Source organism: Flavobacterium sp. (assembly GCF_044371705.1).
Taxonomy (GTDB): domain Bacteria; phylum Bacteroidota; class Bacteroidia; order Flavobacteriales; family Flavobacteriaceae; genus Flavobacterium.
In genome coordinates this window covers 12,340-28,631 of record NZ_JBILTE010000007.1, presented here as the reverse complement: position 1 = coordinate 28,631, position 16,292 = coordinate 12,340, and the positions used below count along the sequence as shown (strand labels likewise).

The following is a 16,292-nucleotide window of genomic DNA, read 5'->3' as shown; positions in this document are numbered from 1 at the left end:
CAACAGTACATAAAATTAAATTATCAATCACTTTTCCGGTAGGTGAGGCAATTCCAACGACCACATAGGCATATTCATCATGAACGTCTCCTTCTGCGGCATCGCCATGGGTTCCAAAGAATTTATCTCCCACTTTTACAGAAAGTTTTTTTGCTATTTCACTTCCGATAACCACTTCAAAATTCTTATCAAACACTTTTCCTTCAGCGATAGTTGCAGTGTATTTTTTTATATAATCGGGTGTAGTTCCCACAATTTTAAATCCACGATAATTATCGCCAAAAGCCAAAGGTATTGCCGTTTCTACAAACGGATGTTTCATCCAAACTTCGGCTTCTATATAATTGATGTTGCCGGTTGGAGCATCTACTTGGTAAACGGAAGATAGTATCAACTGTAGCGGACTTCCCTGAGCCCCCAAAACTAAATCGACTCCATCAATATTACTCGAAAATTGCTTTTCAAATTGTTCTTGTAACAAAATTAAAAGTGATATTATCGCCACTGAAGCTGTTAATAAAACCAAACTTAAAACCGTGTTTAAAGGCTTAAACCAAAGGTTTTTCCATGCTAATTTTCCAATCATCTTAGTTTAAATTTAGTTGGTTAGAAAATTTAGATTTCAGTCGGTAATCATGCGTTACAATAATTAAAGAGGCTTGGTACTCTTTTGATAAATGAGCCAATAAATCGGCCACTTTTAGTGCATTTTCATCATCTAAACTCGAAGTCGGTTCGTCTGCCAAAAGTAATTTTGGCTCATTAATCAAAGCTCTTGCGATCGACACTCGTTGCTGCTGACCAATACTCAAATTAGAAGGTAATTTATATATTTGGTCTTCTAAATCCAATTCTTTTAATAATGATTTTGCCTTTTCAATCGCTTTTTTACCCGTGGCTAACCAAGATGCTAAAACCACATTTTCCAAAACATTTAATGACGCAATAAAATGTGATTGTTGCAAAACCAATCCGATATTTTTACCTCTGAATTGATCTAATTCCTTTTCGGATAAACTTGCTATATTAGTTTCCTGTATAGAAATGGTCCCGGAATTGGGCCGCAATAATCCCCCTAAAAGATGCAACAATGTTGTTTTTCCTTTACCGGAAGTACCTGTAATTAACAAAGTTTGGGAAGCTTCATTTTTTAGATCGGGAAAAGCAAACGTCGTTTTTTCATTGAAGGAAAATATCAAATCTTTGGTGTAAATCATTTAATTAAATTTAATTTCGAAAGATACTGATATTTTAAAAAATGAGTTGTTAATCAATTCTAAAAATTAGCCTAAGATTTTCGCATTTTTTTCGGCCCGTACCACAACCAAAAGCCGGTTATGGTAAATATAGTTAATGCAAAACTCATGATAGTGGTATAGATTAATTTAAAAATACCCGATTCGAACCCTAAAAAATAATCAACAATTGAACCGTCATGAATTTTTTCGATGACATCAGACCGTCGTAATTCAATTTGAAGCAACGCTCCGGTTGCACCGTCCATTTGTACTTCATAAAAATTAGACTTAAAGGTAAATTTTACAATCCCATCTTCAGGTCGAACATCTATTCTGTCAATTTCTGGTGGGCTAGATTCTTTTAAATAATCCGCCATCGAACGAGTTGCCATGGCCTGCAAACTATCCAACGGAAGAAATGAACGCAATTCGATCGAAGTTCCTTTTTTAGTTTCAGGCAAAATCATTCCACCACTATTTTTTTTTATTCCCAACAAAAATCCTGTGATGGCTACGATAAAAAAAAAGATAAATAGAAATGCACCCGTAGTTCGATGAACTTTTCTAAAAATTCGTAAAATCTTAGCTTGCTTCTTTCTGGAATTCAACACGATAGTATTTAAATTATAATTTTTGATCATCTGCAAAACTGTAATAACCATTTTCTGAAATAATGACATGATCAATCACATTCATGTCTAATTGTTTTGCGGCTATTTGTATTTTTTTGGTGATTTCTATATCCGAATCACTTGCTACTAATTTTCCGGATGGATGATTGTGAACAAGCACAATCGACAAAGCATTTTGCTCTAAAGCCATTTTCAAAATCATGCGGACATCTACCACGGTTCCGGTAATACCACCTTTACTCAATTGTGCTTTATGAACCACCTTATTCGAATTATTTAGAAACATAACCCAAAACTCTTCGTGGGGTAACTCGCCAATAATGGGTTGCATGATTTCAAAAATGGCTTTGCTGGAAGTGATTTTTTGTAAGTCAACTGTATCTTCTGCCCGACGTCTTCTGCCTAATTCTGTGGCTGCTATGATAGAAATGGCCTTTGCCTCACCGATTCCTTTAAAATCTGTCAGTTGTTTGAGTGATAATTTGCCCAAAGCGTTCAAATTATTTTGAACATGTGCTAAAATTCGTTTGCTTAAATCGACCGCACTTTCGCTTCGATTACCTGAACCGATTATAATTGCTAAAAGTTCAGCATCGCTAAGTGCTGCTTTTCCTTTAAGCATTAATTTTTCTCTGGGCTTATCATCTTCCGCCCAATTTTTTATTGAAAAAGGGTTGTTTTGTTCCATTCTGTGTGGCTTTTAAAAATTATTAATGCAAATAAAGATTTTTTTGTAACATAATTGCTAATTTTAAGACTTATTTTTAAATTCAAAATCGTAACAATGAAAAATTTAGGAATCGTATTTAGTATTTTACTTTTAGTTATTGGCAGTAATGCTGCTGTAGCTCAAACGGCCGACGAGATAATTAACACCTATATTAAAAATATTGGTGGTGCTGAAAAATTTAAAAGTTTGACGGGCACAAAAATGGAAATGAATGTAAACTATCAAGGAATGGAAATTCCGGTTGAACTTGTTCAGTTAAGAGACGGAAAAATGTATTTGAAAGTTAATTTTCAAGGACAAGAAATCACACAGATGGCTTTTGACGGAACTACAGCATGGTCAACTAATTTTATGACCATGAAAGCTGAAAAAATGGAATCTGAGATGGTTGAAAACATCAAACAAGAAGCTGGAGATTATCCCGATCCATTAATTGATTACAAAGCTAAAGGTTATACGGCAGAATATCTTGGCAAGGAAACAAAAGAAGGTACCGAATGCTATAAAGTAAAATTGACCAAAAAGCCGCAAATGGTTGATGGACAAAAAGTAGACAACATTGTTTTTTACTATTTTGACACTGAAAACAATGTGCCTATTTTAACAGAATCCGAGGTTAAATCGGGACCTGCTAAAGGTCAAATGTCTGTTACAACTATGAGTGATTATCAAGAAGTTGACGGAATGTATTTTCCTTTTTCCATGAATCAAGGTGGTCAACCAATGAAAATTAAAAAAGTAACTTTGAACCCGACAGTGGATCCAAGTGCTTTTACTTTCAAAGAATAATTCAATCAATTATCATGTATAAATCCCCTTATTATTTTTTTAGTATGGGGATTTTTTTAACCAAACTAACTTATGAAAAACATTTTCAAATTATTTTTAACATTAGGTTTGATTGCTTCTATTCAAACACAAGCCCAAGATGATATAATCTTAAAAGGTAAAGAACTTTTTGGTGATATTAGGGCACGACAAATTGGCCCTGCTATTATGAGTGGGAGAATTTCTGATATTGCAAATCATCCCACCAACAATAAAATTATTTTTATTGGTGCTGCAGGCGGTGGTGTTTGGAAAAGTTCGGATGGTGGAGCCTCTTTCTCTCCTGTTTTTGATAAACATATTCAATCTATTGGTTGTGTAACCATTGACCCTAATAATCCTGATAATACTATTTGGGTAGGAACCGGCGAACCTTGGCCTAGAAATAGCGTTTCTGTGGGAGATGGAATTTATAAATCTACAGATGGCGGCTTAAATTGGAATAATATGGGTTTACCAAAATCCGACCGAATTACATCTATTATTGTTGACCCTCGAAACAGCGATGTGGTATGGGCAGGGGTTTTGGGAGCTCTTTGGGGCGATAGCGAAGAACGTGGAATATATAAAACAACTGACGGCGGCAAAACATGGAATAAGGAATTTTATGTTGACCCAAAAACCGGTTGTGCCGATTTGGTTATTGACCCTACCAATCCAGACATTATGTTTGCTAGTTTTTGGGAATTCAGAAGAACAGCTTGGTCGTTTAATTCAGGTGGAAATAACTCAGCCTTATACAAAACTGTTGACGGAGGAAAAACATGGAACAAAATTCATAATGGCTTTCCAAAAGGTCAGTTAGGTAGAATTGCCATTGGTATTGCTCCTTCAAAACCGCAAACATTATATGCGGTTCTAGAAACGGCAGAAGACAAAGACAAAGGTTTATATCGTTCGGATGATTCCGGAGCAACTTGGAAACATTTAAACAGTGATTTTGAACTAGTGGTTCGTCCGTTTTATTTTTCAAGAATTACCATTGACCCAAGAAATCCAGATATTTTATACAAAGGTGGATTAAGGGGTTCGATCAGTCGTGACGGTGGTAAAACATTCAAGCCACTAGGAGCTATGCATGCTGACATTCATGATATAACGGTTGATTTACATGACAGTAATCGAATTTATGTGGCTACAGATGGAGGTTTATATAGAAGTTGGGATTCAGGTAATACGATGGATATCGTTAAAAATTTACCTCTTTCTCAGTACTATCATTTAAGTTTAGATAATGAAGAGCCTTACAATATATATGGTGGTTTACAAGACAATGGCTCTTGGTATGGCCCAAGTAAAAGCGATGGTGGAATTGAAGCACGAGATTGGCACAGTGTAGGTTATGGCGATGGTTTTCGTGTTTTAAAACATCCGACCAAAAAAATTATTTACAGTGAAATGCAAGGTGCCGAAAATATTTGGCGATACAATTTAGAAACCAAAGAATTAAAAACCATTCAACCACTACCCCAAAAAGGTGATCCAAAACTTCGATTTAATTGGAATACGCCTATTGTTACGGGTATTCATAATCCGGACAGAATTTATGCCGGAAGTCAGTTTGTTCATGCATCAGACGATATGGGACAAACTTGGCTGAAAATATCAGGTGATTTAACAACCAATGATCCCACAAAAACAAACACAGAAAAATCAGGAGGTTTGTCTGTTGATAATTCGGGTGCTGAAAATCATTGTACTATTTTTAGCATCGCTGAATCACCTTTAAACAAAGAAATCATTTGGGCAGGAACCGACGACGGTAATATTCAAATTACTAAAGATGGCGGTAAAACATGGACAAATGTAATTATGAATGTACAAGGATTACCAAAAAACACTTGGTGCTACCACATTGAAGCTAGTGCTTTTAATGAAGGTACTGCCTATGCCGTTTTTGATGGCCACTCAAAAAATGATTATTCGACCTATGTTTACAAAACTTCCGATTTTGGAAAAACATGGAATTCAATAGTAACAGTTGACATTGATGGCTTTGCAAGAAATATTCAAGAAGATTATAAAAATCCGAACTTATTGTTTTTAGGCACCGAAAAAGGTCTTTACATTACTGTTGACGGTGGAAAAAACTGGTCGAAATTTGAAAATAACATGCCTGCTGTAGCAGTCCATTATCTTGACCTGCACCCAAAAACGAATGATTTGGTAATGGCTACCCACGGTAGAGGAATTATTATTTTAGATGATGTGAGTCCGCTTCGTCAAATTACACCGGATATTTTGAAAAAAGATGTACATTTCTTTGAAATGAAACCTTTTGCCATTGAAGAACAATCCAGTTTTGGCGGCACAGCTTCCGAATTAGAATTCGTTGGATCAAACCCAAATAGTGCAGCTCAAATTGTTTACTATTTGAAAAAACGCCACACTTTTGGTAAAATGGAATTGGAAATTCAAGACCTTAACGGAAACAAAATTGTTACACTGCCGGCTGGAAATCAAAAAGGAATCAATATTGTTACTTGGGGTTTTAATACAAAGAACCCAAAAATAGCCATGGCCAAAACAGTTAGTGTCGAGGGGTTTACTGCTCCGAGAGTACCGGAAGGTACATATAAGGCAGTTTTGACTAAAGGGAAAGAAACGTATACACAAGAGTTCAAAGTTATTAATGATCCTAAAAGTGTCATTTCATCAGTCGAAAGAAAAAAACAAGCCGAAGCTACAAAAATGTTATTTGATAAAAATGAAGAATTGGCTTATATGGTTTATGAATTAGATGCGATGATTGCTCTGAATAAAAAAATCATTGAAGGAGACCCAAAAACAGCAAAAGCCAACAATAAGATTGATGCTGAGTTTAATGCCTTAAAAAACACAATGGTTGTTACTACCGGCGATATGTATGTAGGAGCTGCTGAACCGCAATTACGAGAAAAGCTAACTGCTATCTATTCTACTGTGGCTTCGCAATTTGATGCTCCTTCGCCCTCGCAACTTGCAAACATCGAAAGTGTTATGGATTCATTCAATACTACAAAAAGTACCTTTACAAATTTAAAATCAAAGTATAAAAACAAACTAATAGAACAAGCTGCCAAACTTCAAATTCCTTTTTCGTTAAAATCATTTGAAGAATATTTAAAAGACTAATTTAGCTAAAGTTGTCTACTCAGCCAAAGGCAAAATTAGCTTTTAGATCAAATTACTATGTGGTGTTTATTAAAAATGAATGATGCCAAAATAAATCTCAATAGATACGATTAATTTTCTAAGGGTATTTATTTAATCTTTGTCCATAGTTTCGGCAAAACTTATGACCAGTATCAAAATAAATCTTAAATTTGGATAGATTTAATCTCTATTTCTTTTACTTAACTCATGAATTATTTTAACACGCACTTTCTGTTGATAATGTTGATTTTTTCTGTACTCTTTTCCTGTAACAATAAAAATGAAGCCAGCGAAAACGTTCAGAATCCAACAGAAAAAACAGAAAAGCAAACAATAGAAAATAAACAGAATATCCCTGTAAATAAAGAACCTGGCATGGTCTGGATTCCGGGAGGTACCTTCTATATGGGTACCGATGAAGAATGTGAGTCCATGTGCCAAATTGGGGGCTTAACTGCTGATTGCAAAGTACATCAAGTATATGTTGATAGCTTTTGGATGGACGAACATGAGGTAACTAATGCTCAATTTGCAGCCTTTGTAAAAGCTACGGGCTACAAAACCATCGCAGAAATAATACCAACTAGGGAAGAATTTCCGGATGCTCCGGCTGAACTGCTGGTAGCTGGATCTGTTGTTTTTACTCCACCCGCACAAGTTCAAAGTTTGAACAATTTTTACCAATGGTGGTCGTATATTGAAGGCACCAACTGGCGTCAACCCGAAGGTCCCGGGAGCACGATTATCGGAAGAGAGGATTTTCCTGTGATACATATTGCATGGGATGATGCAGTAGCTTTTGCAAAATGGGCAGGCAAACGATTGCCTACCGAAGCGGAATGGGAATTTGCTGCAAGAGGTGGCTTAAGTGCCAAAAAGTTTGCTTGGGGTGATGAATTTACACCTAATCACAAGCACATGGCCAATACATTTCAAGGTATTTTTCCAAGTGATGACGCCGGAACCGACGGTTTTAAGGGAATTGCTCCTGTAAAACAGTATCCTAAAAATGGTTATGGTTTATATGATATGTCTGGAAATGTTTGGGAATGGTGTTCGGATTGGTACAAAAATGACTATTTTAATACTTTGCCTCCAAATGAAGTTACTAAAAATCCAAAAGGCCCAAACGAAAGCCATGATCCTGCAGAACCCGGAGTAGCAAAAAAAGTTCATAGAGGAGGTTCTTTTCTATGCTCCGATCAATATTGCTCAAGATATGTAATGGGAACAAGGGGCAAGGGTGAAGTTAAAACTGGCACAAACCATCTAGGATTTCGATGTGTAAAAATGGCCAAACAGAAATGATTCAATAAAAAATTTTAAATTCTCAGAATATCAAAAGTAACTTTTTTACGTTATAGTTTACTATAGCGTAAAAAACACATGAAATCAATCGCATTACTTTTGTCATCATTTTTATTTTTGAACTGTAAAAATGAAATCCCAACCAAAGAAACGGCTACAATTCATCCGAATGAAAATAAGGAAACAACATTAAATGCGGCTGATTTTTATCAAAAACTTTCCAATGCGGCAATTTCAATTATTGACCCTGAAGTCATTTACACGCCAGATTATGTAGGCGTCAAATATCCAAATGGCGATGTGCCTCCCAAAACAGGCGTTTGTACTGATGTTATTATTCGTGCTTATCGAAAACTAAACATCGATTTGCAGAAGGAAGTCCATGAAGACATGAAAGCAAATTTTTCACGCTACCCAAAATCGTGGGGTTTACAAACTACTGATAAAAACATTGACCACCGAAGAGTACCCAACTTGGAAGTATTTTTTACCAGAAAAGGAGAAAAATTAGCTATTTCTCAAAATCCAAATGAATATAAAACAGGCGACTTGGTTACTTGGATGATCGCTGATAAATTACCACATATAGGTATTGTTACCCACAAAAAATCGGCAGATGGCAAACGCAATTTAATTGTTCACAATGTTGGTGGCGGACAAGTATTGGAAGACTGCTTGTTTAGTTGGAAAATCGTTGGACATTTTCGGTATGAGAAGTAATGTGGCAATGTGAAAATGTGGCAATTAGCACTCGGTTATAATTGACTAATTAACCAACTGCTTCACTTCCTCAAAATCCAATCCTCCATAATTCCCCGAACTCATCAATAACAGCGCACTATTATCTAAATTAGTAGAAAACAAAAAATCTTTAAATTCTGCTGGATTCGTATAAATAATCAAATCTTTTCGTTTAAATGATTGTGCGATTTGATCATAGGTTACTTCTTGCAATTGTTTGATTTTAACCGCATCGGGCGAATAAAAAACAACAGCTACATCAGCAGCATCCAAAGCTCCTTCGTATTCTTTTAGAAATTCAGCATTTAAACTACTGTAGGTATGTAATTCCAAACACGCCACTAAGTTTCTATCCGGATATTGATTTTTCACCGCTTTTGTTGTCGCTGAAACTTTACTGGGTGAATGAGCAAAATCTTTATAAGCAACTTTCCCTTTTCCCTCGGCAATTTTTTCCAAACGTTTGGAAGCTCCTTTAAAACTGGCAATGGCTTCGTAAAAATCGGCTTCATCTATTCCCATATTTTGACAAATCCATTTAGCTCCGGCAAGGTTGTTAAGATTATGTGCTCCAAACACTTCAATAGGCATTGGTCCTTCGGGTGTGTCTAAATAAGTTATCCCGTTTTCAACAGTATAACTTGGTGTTTGATAAGGCAACCTTCTGATGGTGTTAGTGGTTTCTTCGGCTACTTTTTTCACCGTTTCATCTTCTTCGTTATAGACCAAAATACCGCCTTTGGTTATTTGATTGACAAAAATTTCAAACTGTTCTACGTAATTTTCAAAAGTGGGAAAGACATTAATATGATCCCAAGCTATTCCTGAAAGTAAGGCAATATTGGGCTGATACAAATGAAATTTTGGTCTTCGGTCAATTGGTGACGACAAGTATTCATCGCCTTCCAAAACGATAAAATCATTTTTTTCGGTTAGGTGGACCATCGTGTCAAAACCTTCCAATTGAGCTCCTACCATATAATCAACTTCGATATTATGGTAATGCATCACATGTAAAATCATGGAAGTAATGGTTGTTTTCCCATGCGAACCGCCAATAACTACTCGGGTTTTATTCTTTGATTGTTCGTAGAAAAATTCTGGATAGGAATAAATTTTCAATCCTAATTCCTTGGCTTTTAACAATTCAGGATTATCTGCTTTGGCGTGCATTCCTAAAATAATTGCTTCGATATCTGAGGTGATTTTCTCCGAAAACCAGCCCATTTCTTCGGGTAAAAGTCCGTGTCTTTGCAATCGTGATTTTGAAGGTTCAAAAATAGCATCATCACTTCCTGTAACGTGATAACCTTTGTGGTGTAAGGCAAGTGCTAAATTGTGCATGGCGGCTCCGCCAATGGCTATAAAGTGAAGCCCCCTGACTCCCGAGGGGGGAATTATTTCGTTATTCATATTTTTTTGGTTGTCGGTTGTCGGTTGTCGGTTGTCGGTTAACGGACAACTAACATCACCTTTTATTTTTCAAATTGTTTTTTTAATTCTGCTGCTTTTTGGGGCTGTTTCATTTTCTTCAGATACAAATCATACAACTTTTGAAAGGTTGTTTTCGAATTGCCAATTTCGTGTGCTTTTTTATAATTGATTTCGGCTTTTGTATACCTTTCAAAATATTCATCAATAAAACCTTTCGCCATAAAACCATCGACTTTAGAAAGCTTCATTAATTCATCGGCATACTTTTGAGCTTTGCTTTCACTACCGCCTACAATGCCGGGCAATTCGGTGAAAAATACCACCAAAGCCCAACGCGTATCAATATGTTTGGGGTCCAATTTTGCAGCAGTTAAAAAAGATTCTTCTACATCTCCCAATAAATTCAAAGCCTTAAACTTATTGATTTCCTTAGCTTTCATTCCTAAGGCACCTCCATACTTGTAATGATAATCAGCATTTAATGGATATTGAATTTTAATTTTTTTGTAGTACCCAATCGCTTCATCCCAATTTTTATTTTTACCGGCAATATCCCCCAAATATTCTAAAGTTTTGGTATGATTGGGATTGGCTTTTAAGTGCTTTTCAAAAAGTGCCTTTGCTTCAACCAATTTGTTTTGACGAAATAATTGTTCGGCTTTTTCGAAGTCTGAATTTGCCATCGTGGACATGGAAATTATAAAAATAAATACACTTAAAATTTTCATAGTGGGAATTTGTTTTCAAAAATAATAAATTGCCGAGATAATTAAATGTTCTTTATGCTAATGTTAGCAATAATAAAAAATCTGCTCCATTACTGAAGCAGATTTTTTATTGAATTAAAATTAAACTTATTTTACAATTGTTAACTCGTCAATCAGGTGTTTAGCACCTGCGTATTTTTCAATAACGTATAAAACAAAGCGAATATCAACATTGATGGTACGTTGTAAATTTTTATCAAAAATAACGTCACCGGCCATCGCTTCGATGTTCCCATCAAATGCTAATCCGATTAATTCTCCTTTACCGTTTAATACTGGGGAACCTGAGTTACCTCCTGTAATATCATTGTCAGTCAAGAAGTTCACGTGTAATGTACCATCTTTATCAGCATACTGACCGTAATCTTTTTTATTGTACAAATCAATTAGCGGCTGTGATAAATCAAATTCAGGGTCACCTGCTTTGTGTTTTTTCACCATTCCGTCTAAAGTAGTATAGTTATTGATTTTTGCGTCGTTTCTTTTATCCGCAGGTAATGCACGAACTTTACCGTATGTTAAACGCAAAGTAGAGTTAGCATCCGGATATTGAATCGTTGATAATTTTGATTCTCTTAATCCTTCCACCAACAAACGGTAGGATTTTGAATAATCATTTTGAGCTTGCGTTAATTCTTCTGAACGAATTTGCAAATGCGTCAAAAGATCATTTGACAGTTTGTACAGAGGATCATTGGTTACCAATGCCTCATTTGGAAGTTCTAAAAACGCATGTAATTTTTCTTTCGAAGTAAATAAACTTAAATCAAATGCAGCGTTTACATAAGCTGTAAAATCATTATTGTTTGATTTTGCCATTTCTTCAACGGATGGAGCAATCTTATAACCTGCTTTTGAATTATACAAAGCCAATTGTGCAGCCAAAATATCTTTCTCTGCAGGAATGTAAATTTCAGAAAACATACCGTCAATCATTTCCTTCATTGCTGCTTTCGATTGAGCTCTTTTCGATACGTCCGCTTTTGCATAGCCTTCTAATTGTCTTCCCAGTCCGCGTGAAACGGTTCCAAAAGAACTTGTACGCAACAATTGTTGTAAATAATTATCGTGACGTGACTTTTCGTTTGTCATCGAATAATATTTATTAATGTTGGTCATTACGTTTCCATATTTTTCTTTATTGGCAGATTTGTTTGCCCATTTATCAAATTTTGCTTCATTCTTACGCTTTAATTCAGCTGTATTAAACTTCGTTAAGGCGTCAATCATCCCTTGACGGTTTTTCCAGTAATTGGCAACACCTGCGTATTTAGAAGCATACATTAAACGCACAGCATCGTCTTTATCCATGTGGACTTTCATTTTGTCCATTCCCATTTTAGAACCTTCCACCCAAGCCGGGTAAGCATATTTTACATTTTGCTCAATTCCTTCCGCCGGCATCCAACGGTTTGTACGCCCCGGATATCCTAAAATCATCGCAAAATCGTTTTCTTGAACTCCTTTTAAACTGATTGGCAAATGGTGTTTTGGTTTTAAAGGAACATTATTTTCTGAATACTCTGCCGGATTTCCATTGGCATCTGCGTATACTCTAAATAAAGAGAAATCTCCTGTGTGACGAGGCCATTCCCAGTTGTCTGTATCACCACCAAATTTTCCGATACTCTCCGTTGGTGTTCCCACTAAACGTACATCGGTATAATCTTGGTAAACAAAATAATAATACTCGTTTCCTTGGAAAAATGGACGAACTGAAACAGTGTATTTTCCACCGCCATCATTTTCTTTTTGAATTTTTGCTGTTTCTTGATTAATGGCTGCTTCGCGTTCTGCTTCAGTCATTTTATCATTTACTACACTTAACATTCTTTTTGTTACATCGTCCATGCGAACAAAGAAACGCACGAATAAACTTTTTGGTTTTAATTCCGCTTTGCGGTTTTGAGCCCAAAATCCATCTCTTAAATAGTTACTTTCTGTAGAAGATAATTCAGCAATTGCATCATAACCGCAATGGTGATTGGTTAAAACCAAACCATCTTTTGAAATCATTTCCGCAGTACAACCTCCATTGAACTGAACGATTGCATCTTTAACACTTGAATTATTAATGCTGTAGATTTCTTCAGCAGTTAATTGCAGACCCATTTTCTGCATATCACGTTGGTTTAAACGCTGAATGTGCATTAAAAACCACATTCCTTCATTTGCAAATAAGGTGGCCGGAAATAAGGCAATTACTGCAATGAAACTTAAAATAAATTTTTTCATTTTCTATTAGTTTAAAATCTTTGCGAAGATAATTCAAATTAGCAATTTAACACCCTTGATTGTTTGAAAAACTACAACGATGTAGTATATTTTTAACGAAATATTTAGAATTTCATAAAAAAAGCATCCCATTCAGGATGCTTTTAATGCTTTGTAGAAAGTATACCTATTACGGATTTAACATCGTCCAAAGTTCATCTTTCAATTCCTGCAACCCTTGTTGAGCAACCGATGAAATAAACATATAGTTCGTTCCTTTGAGTTCTTTGTCAATTTGTTTTTTTAATTCTATTTTCAATTCATCATCCAGCAAGTCACATTTTGAAATGACCAAAAAACGGTCTTTATCCAACATTTCGGGATTGTATCTTCGCAATTCATCCAACAAAACTTCATATTCTTTTTTAATATCTTTCGCATCCGCAGGAACTAAAAACAACAGAATTGAATTTCGTTCTATGTGACGCAAAAAGTAATGACCCAAACCTTTTCCTTCGGCTGCTCCTTCAATAATACCCGGAATATCAGCAATTACAAACGATTGAAATTCGCGATACGCCACAATTCCTAAATTGGGTTTCAAGGTTGTAAACGGATAATCGGCAATTTTTGGCTTTGCTGAAGTTAAAACCGACAGCAATGTTGATTTTCCTGCATTTGGAAAACCGACTAAGCCAACATCAGCTAAAACCTTTAATTCCAAAATAACATCGATTTCTTCCACCGGCATACCCGGTTGTGAATAACGAGGTGTTTGATTGGTTGACGAACGAAAATGCCAGTTTCCAAGACCTCCTTTTCCTCCCTTTGCCAGAATTTTCACTTCATCATGTTCGGTGATTTCAAACAAAACTTCTCCTGTTTCGATGTTTTTTACAACGGTTCCCAAGGGGACTTCCACATATTTATCTTCACCATCATGTCCGGTACTTCTGGAACTTCCTCCATCACCGCCATGTCCGGCTCGCATGTGTTTCACAAATTTTAAATGGAAAAGCGTCCAAAGATTTTTATTTCCTCTTAGATATACATGTCCACCTCTTCCTCCATCACCACCATCTGGACCTCCTTTTTCAATAAATTTCTCGCGGTGTAAATGGGTTGATCCTTTTCCTCCTTTTCCGGAAGAAACATATATTTTTACGTAGTCTACAAAATTTCCTTCTGTCATTATTTTCTTAAAGTTTAAATAGTTTAAGTTTGTTTAAGATTGTTTAAGTCTTAAAAATTGCACTTTAACTATTTCGATTCTTTTAAATTCTTGATTAGAATTTTATCAATCTTCACGCCATCCATATCGATTACTTCAAATTCTAATTTATTCCAAATTAATTTCTGTCCTTGTTTTGGAATAGTTCCGAGCTCGGTAATAATAAATCCGCTAACAGTTGTTACATCATAATCGTTAATATGGTCGTCCATATCAAAATATGTCAAGAAATCGTGTAGCGAATAATGTCCGTCAACCAGCCAAGTGCCGTCTTCGCGAGCAACTAATTGAAATTCCTCATCATAAAAATCGGAAGCATCTCCAACCAAAGCTTCCAAAATATCATTCAATGTGATAATTCCCTGAAAAACACCATGCTCATCCACAATCAATGCATAATGAACTTTTGATTTTTTGAAATTTTCTAAAGCTTTGTAAGCAGAGGTTTGTTCGATGAAATAAACAGGTTCTTTTGTAATAGTTTTTAAGTCAAAAGTGCCCTTTTCGAAACTTGCAAACAAATCCTTCAAAAGAACGATTCCTTCAATATCATCCATGTTTTCGCCACAAACAGGGTAAAAAGAATGTAGTTCATCCAACACTTTTGCTTTCAACTCTTGCAGTGTGTCTTCTAAGGAAAGATAAATAACCGACGAACGATGTGTCATCAATGAATTAACTTTTCGGTCGCCAATATGAAACACACGTTCTACAATATCTTGCTCAATTTCTTGAACCTCACCTACTTCTGTGCCTTCTTTTATAATTGCTTTAATTTCTTCTTCGGTTACTTTTCCGTCGGCTGTGGGTTTGATCTTAAAAATATCTAAAAGGAATTCTGTTGAAATCGTCAGTAACCAAATAAAAGGTGCAGTAATTTTTGATACAATTTTCATTGGCACAGCAACTGCTTTTGCAATCGTTTCCGGATAATTTAGACCGATTCTTTTAGGAACTAATTCCCCTAAAACCAATGAGAAAAAAGTTAAAATAACTACCACAATTCCAACGGCAATTGAATTAGCAAAAGGTTTCAAAACCTCAAAACCTGCAACAAATTCCTGCACATCGGTTGTGATTTTTTCTCCGGAATAAATACCCGTCAAAATTCCAATGAGTGTTATTCCAATTTGAACCGTAGACAAAAATTTATTAGGTGAATTAGCTAAATCTAAAGCGACTTTTGCACTTGGATTTCCTTTTTTAGCTGCGTTTTCTAGTCTACTTTTTCGAGCAGAAATCAAAGCGATTTCCGACATCGAGAACACTCCGTTCAATAAAATCAAAAATAATATTATAAGAATTTCCATAAAGTTTTTTTAGCAAAAAAGAGCCACACGACCGACTTTTCGGATGAAGCTCCTTTTGTTTTTGCAAATATCTAAAAAAAATAGCACTAATTCCCCAATTTTGAGATAATTAACCGACTATTTTAACTGATCAAATACTAAACTTAGACGTTCAGTAATTTCGGCAATGGTTCCAATACCGTTTACGGCGTGAAATTTCCCTTGATTTTTGTAGTAATCCATCAAAGGAGCCGTTTTTTCATTGTATTCTTGGTATCTATTTCTAATTTTTTCTTCGTCTTGATCGTCAGGTCGTCCGGAAGTTTTTCCTCGTTCCAATAAACGTTGAACAAGAATGTTATCATCTGCTTCTAACGCTACAGTGGCGGTAATTTCTTGATTTTTAAAAGTCAAAAACGCATCTAAAGCTTCAGCTTGAGCAATTGTTCTAGGGAAACCATCAAATAAAAAACCGGCAGAATCAGGGTTTTTATCCACTTCGCTTTGCAACATTTGAATGGTCACCTCATCTGGAACCAAATCTCCTTTGTCCATATACGTTTTGGCTAACTTCCCTAAATCCGTATCATTTTTGATGTTGAATCGAAAAATATCGCCGGTTGACAAATGAGTTAGATTATATTTCTCTTTTAAAAATTCAGCTTGTGTGCCTTTACCTGCTCCGGGTTTACCGAATAGAACGATGTTAATCATTATATTTTATTTAAATTCCAATAGTTAAATT

Annotated in this window: 14 protein-coding genes; 4 read left to right on the top strand and 10 right to left on the bottom strand. The window is 35.6% G+C overall.

The genetic code is table 11. The annotated features are described in order from the left end of the window. The 4 genes from ACIQ2S_RS01210 to radC form a co-directional block, all read right to left on the bottom strand. Positions 1–586: ABC transporter permease (locus ACIQ2S_RS01210; RefSeq protein WP_396172243.1), on the bottom strand; the 586-nt coding region annotated here is incomplete at its 3' end. A gap of 1 nt (position 587) precedes the next feature. Next, on the bottom strand, positions 588–1,217 hold the full coding sequence (locus tag ACIQ2S_RS01205) for an ABC transporter ATP-binding protein (RefSeq protein ID WP_396172242.1): 630 nt from the start codon (positions 1,215–1,217) through the stop codon (positions 588–590). A gap of 71 nt (positions 1,218–1,288) precedes the next feature. After that, positions 1,289–1,879, bottom strand: coding sequence for a PepSY domain-containing protein (locus ACIQ2S_RS01200; protein WP_396172245.1), 591 nt, complete (start codon positions 1,877–1,879; stop codon positions 1,289–1,291). Further along, entirely contained in the window at positions 1,863–2,558 is a 696-nt protein-coding gene (radC, locus tag ACIQ2S_RS01195; RefSeq protein WP_396172240.1) for a DNA repair protein RadC, read from the bottom strand. The genes ACIQ2S_RS01200 and radC overlap by 17 nt, the downstream gene beginning before the upstream one ends. A gap of 96 nt (positions 2,559–2,654) precedes the next feature. On the opposite strand from radC, the gene ACIQ2S_RS01190 reads away from it, so the two are divergent. From ACIQ2S_RS01190 to ACIQ2S_RS01175, 4 genes are all read left to right on the top strand, one after another. Then, positions 2,655–3,389, top strand: a complete 735-nt coding sequence (locus tag ACIQ2S_RS01190; RefSeq protein WP_396172239.1) for an outer membrane lipoprotein-sorting protein — start codon at positions 2,655–2,657, stop codon at positions 3,387–3,389. Positions 3,390–3,461: 72 nt separating this feature from the next. After that, complete coding sequence (locus ACIQ2S_RS01185; RefSeq protein ID WP_396172238.1) at positions 3,462–6,542, top strand: WD40/YVTN/BNR-like repeat-containing protein; 3,081 nt, start codon at positions 3,462–3,464, stop codon at positions 6,540–6,542. Positions 6,543–6,770: 228 nt separating this feature from the next. Further along, positions 6,771–7,871, top strand: coding sequence for a formylglycine-generating enzyme family protein (locus ACIQ2S_RS01180; protein WP_396172237.1), 1,101 nt, complete (start codon positions 6,771–6,773; stop codon positions 7,869–7,871). 78 nt (positions 7,872–7,949) lie between these two features. Beyond that, entirely contained in the window at positions 7,950–8,591 is a 642-nt protein-coding gene (locus tag ACIQ2S_RS01175; protein WP_396172236.1) for a DUF1287 domain-containing protein, read from the top strand. Positions 8,592–8,636: 45 nt separating this feature from the next. Here the strand turns inward: ACIQ2S_RS01175 and murC are convergent, their stop codons facing one another. The 6 genes from murC to ACIQ2S_RS01145 all read right to left on the bottom strand — a co-directional run bounded on the left by murC (position 8,637) and on the right by ACIQ2S_RS01145 (position 16,261). Continuing rightward, positions 8,637–10,025 carry a UDP-N-acetylmuramate--L-alanine ligase gene (murC, locus tag ACIQ2S_RS01170; protein ID WP_396172235.1) on the bottom strand — a complete coding sequence of 463 codons (1,389 nt, stop codon included), beginning with the start codon at positions 10,023–10,025 and terminating at the stop codon, positions 8,637–8,639. Positions 10,026–10,087: 62 nt separating this feature from the next. Beyond that, the gene (locus ACIQ2S_RS01165; RefSeq protein ID WP_396172233.1) at positions 10,088–10,774 is read right to left on the bottom strand and encodes a tetratricopeptide repeat protein; all 687 of its coding nucleotides are present in this window, start codon (positions 10,772–10,774) and stop codon (positions 10,088–10,090) included. A 126-nt stretch (positions 10,775–10,900) separates the two neighbouring features. Beyond that, positions 10,901–13,048 (bottom strand): S46 family peptidase, encoded by a 2,148-nt coding sequence (locus ACIQ2S_RS01160; RefSeq protein WP_396172232.1) that lies wholly within the window; start codon positions 13,046–13,048, stop codon positions 10,901–10,903. Positions 13,049–13,217: 169 nt separating this feature from the next. Continuing rightward, a complete protein-coding gene (gene obgE / locus ACIQ2S_RS01155) occupies positions 13,218–14,219 on the bottom strand; it encodes a GTPase ObgE (RefSeq protein WP_396172231.1) in 1,002 nt (333 codons plus the stop codon). Positions 14,220–14,287: 68 nt separating this feature from the next. Continuing rightward, positions 14,288–15,517, bottom strand: coding sequence for a hemolysin family protein (locus tag ACIQ2S_RS01150; RefSeq protein ID WP_396172244.1), 1,230 nt, complete (start codon positions 15,515–15,517; stop codon positions 14,288–14,290). Positions 15,518–15,685: 168 nt separating this feature from the next. Next, on the bottom strand, positions 15,686–16,261 hold the full coding sequence (locus ACIQ2S_RS01145) for an adenylate kinase (RefSeq protein ID WP_396172230.1): 576 nt from the start codon (positions 16,259–16,261) through the stop codon (positions 15,686–15,688). Positions 16,262–16,292: the final 31 nt, after the last annotated feature.

What these genes read in the sequence shown, in the direction of transcription:
- ACIQ2S_RS01205 (WP_396172242.1), bottom strand. Translation starts at nt 1,217, where the DNA reads ATGATTTACACCAAAGATTTGATATTTTCCTTCAATGAAAAAACGACG.
- ACIQ2S_RS01200 (WP_396172245.1), bottom strand. Translation starts at nt 1,879, where the DNA reads ATGATCAAAAATTATAATTTAAATACTATCGTGTTGAATTCCAGAAAG.
- radC (WP_396172240.1), bottom strand. Translation starts at nt 2,558, where the DNA reads ATGGAACAAAACAACCCTTTTTCAATAAAAAATTGGGCGGAAGATGAT.
- ACIQ2S_RS01190 (WP_396172239.1), top strand. Translation starts at nt 2,655, where the DNA reads ATGAAAAATTTAGGAATCGTATTTAGTATTTTACTTTTAGTTATTGGC.
- ACIQ2S_RS01185 (WP_396172238.1), top strand. Translation starts at nt 3,462, where the DNA reads ATGAAAAACATTTTCAAATTATTTTTAACATTAGGTTTGATTGCTTCT.
- ACIQ2S_RS01180 (WP_396172237.1), top strand. Translation starts at nt 6,771, where the DNA reads ATGAATTATTTTAACACGCACTTTCTGTTGATAATGTTGATTTTTTCT.
- ACIQ2S_RS01175 (WP_396172236.1), top strand. Translation starts at nt 7,950, where the DNA reads ATGAAATCAATCGCATTACTTTTGTCATCATTTTTATTTTTGAACTGT.
- murC (WP_396172235.1), bottom strand. Translation starts at nt 10,025, where the DNA reads ATGAATAACGAAATAATTCCCCCCTCGGGAGTCAGGGGGCTTCACTTT.
- ACIQ2S_RS01165 (WP_396172233.1), bottom strand. Translation starts at nt 10,774, where the DNA reads ATGAAAATTTTAAGTGTATTTATTTTTATAATTTCCATGTCCACGATG.
- ACIQ2S_RS01160 (WP_396172232.1), bottom strand. Translation starts at nt 13,048, where the DNA reads ATGAAAAAATTTATTTTAAGTTTCATTGCAGTAATTGCCTTATTTCCG.
- obgE (WP_396172231.1), bottom strand. Translation starts at nt 14,219, where the DNA reads ATGACAGAAGGAAATTTTGTAGACTACGTAAAAATATATGTTTCTTCC.
- ACIQ2S_RS01150 (WP_396172244.1), bottom strand. Translation starts at nt 15,517, where the DNA reads ATGTCGGAAATCGCTTTGATTTCTGCTCGAAAAAGTAGACTAGAAAAC.
- ACIQ2S_RS01145 (WP_396172230.1), bottom strand. Translation starts at nt 16,261, where the DNA reads ATGATTAACATCGTTCTATTCGGTAAACCCGGAGCAGGTAAAGGCACA.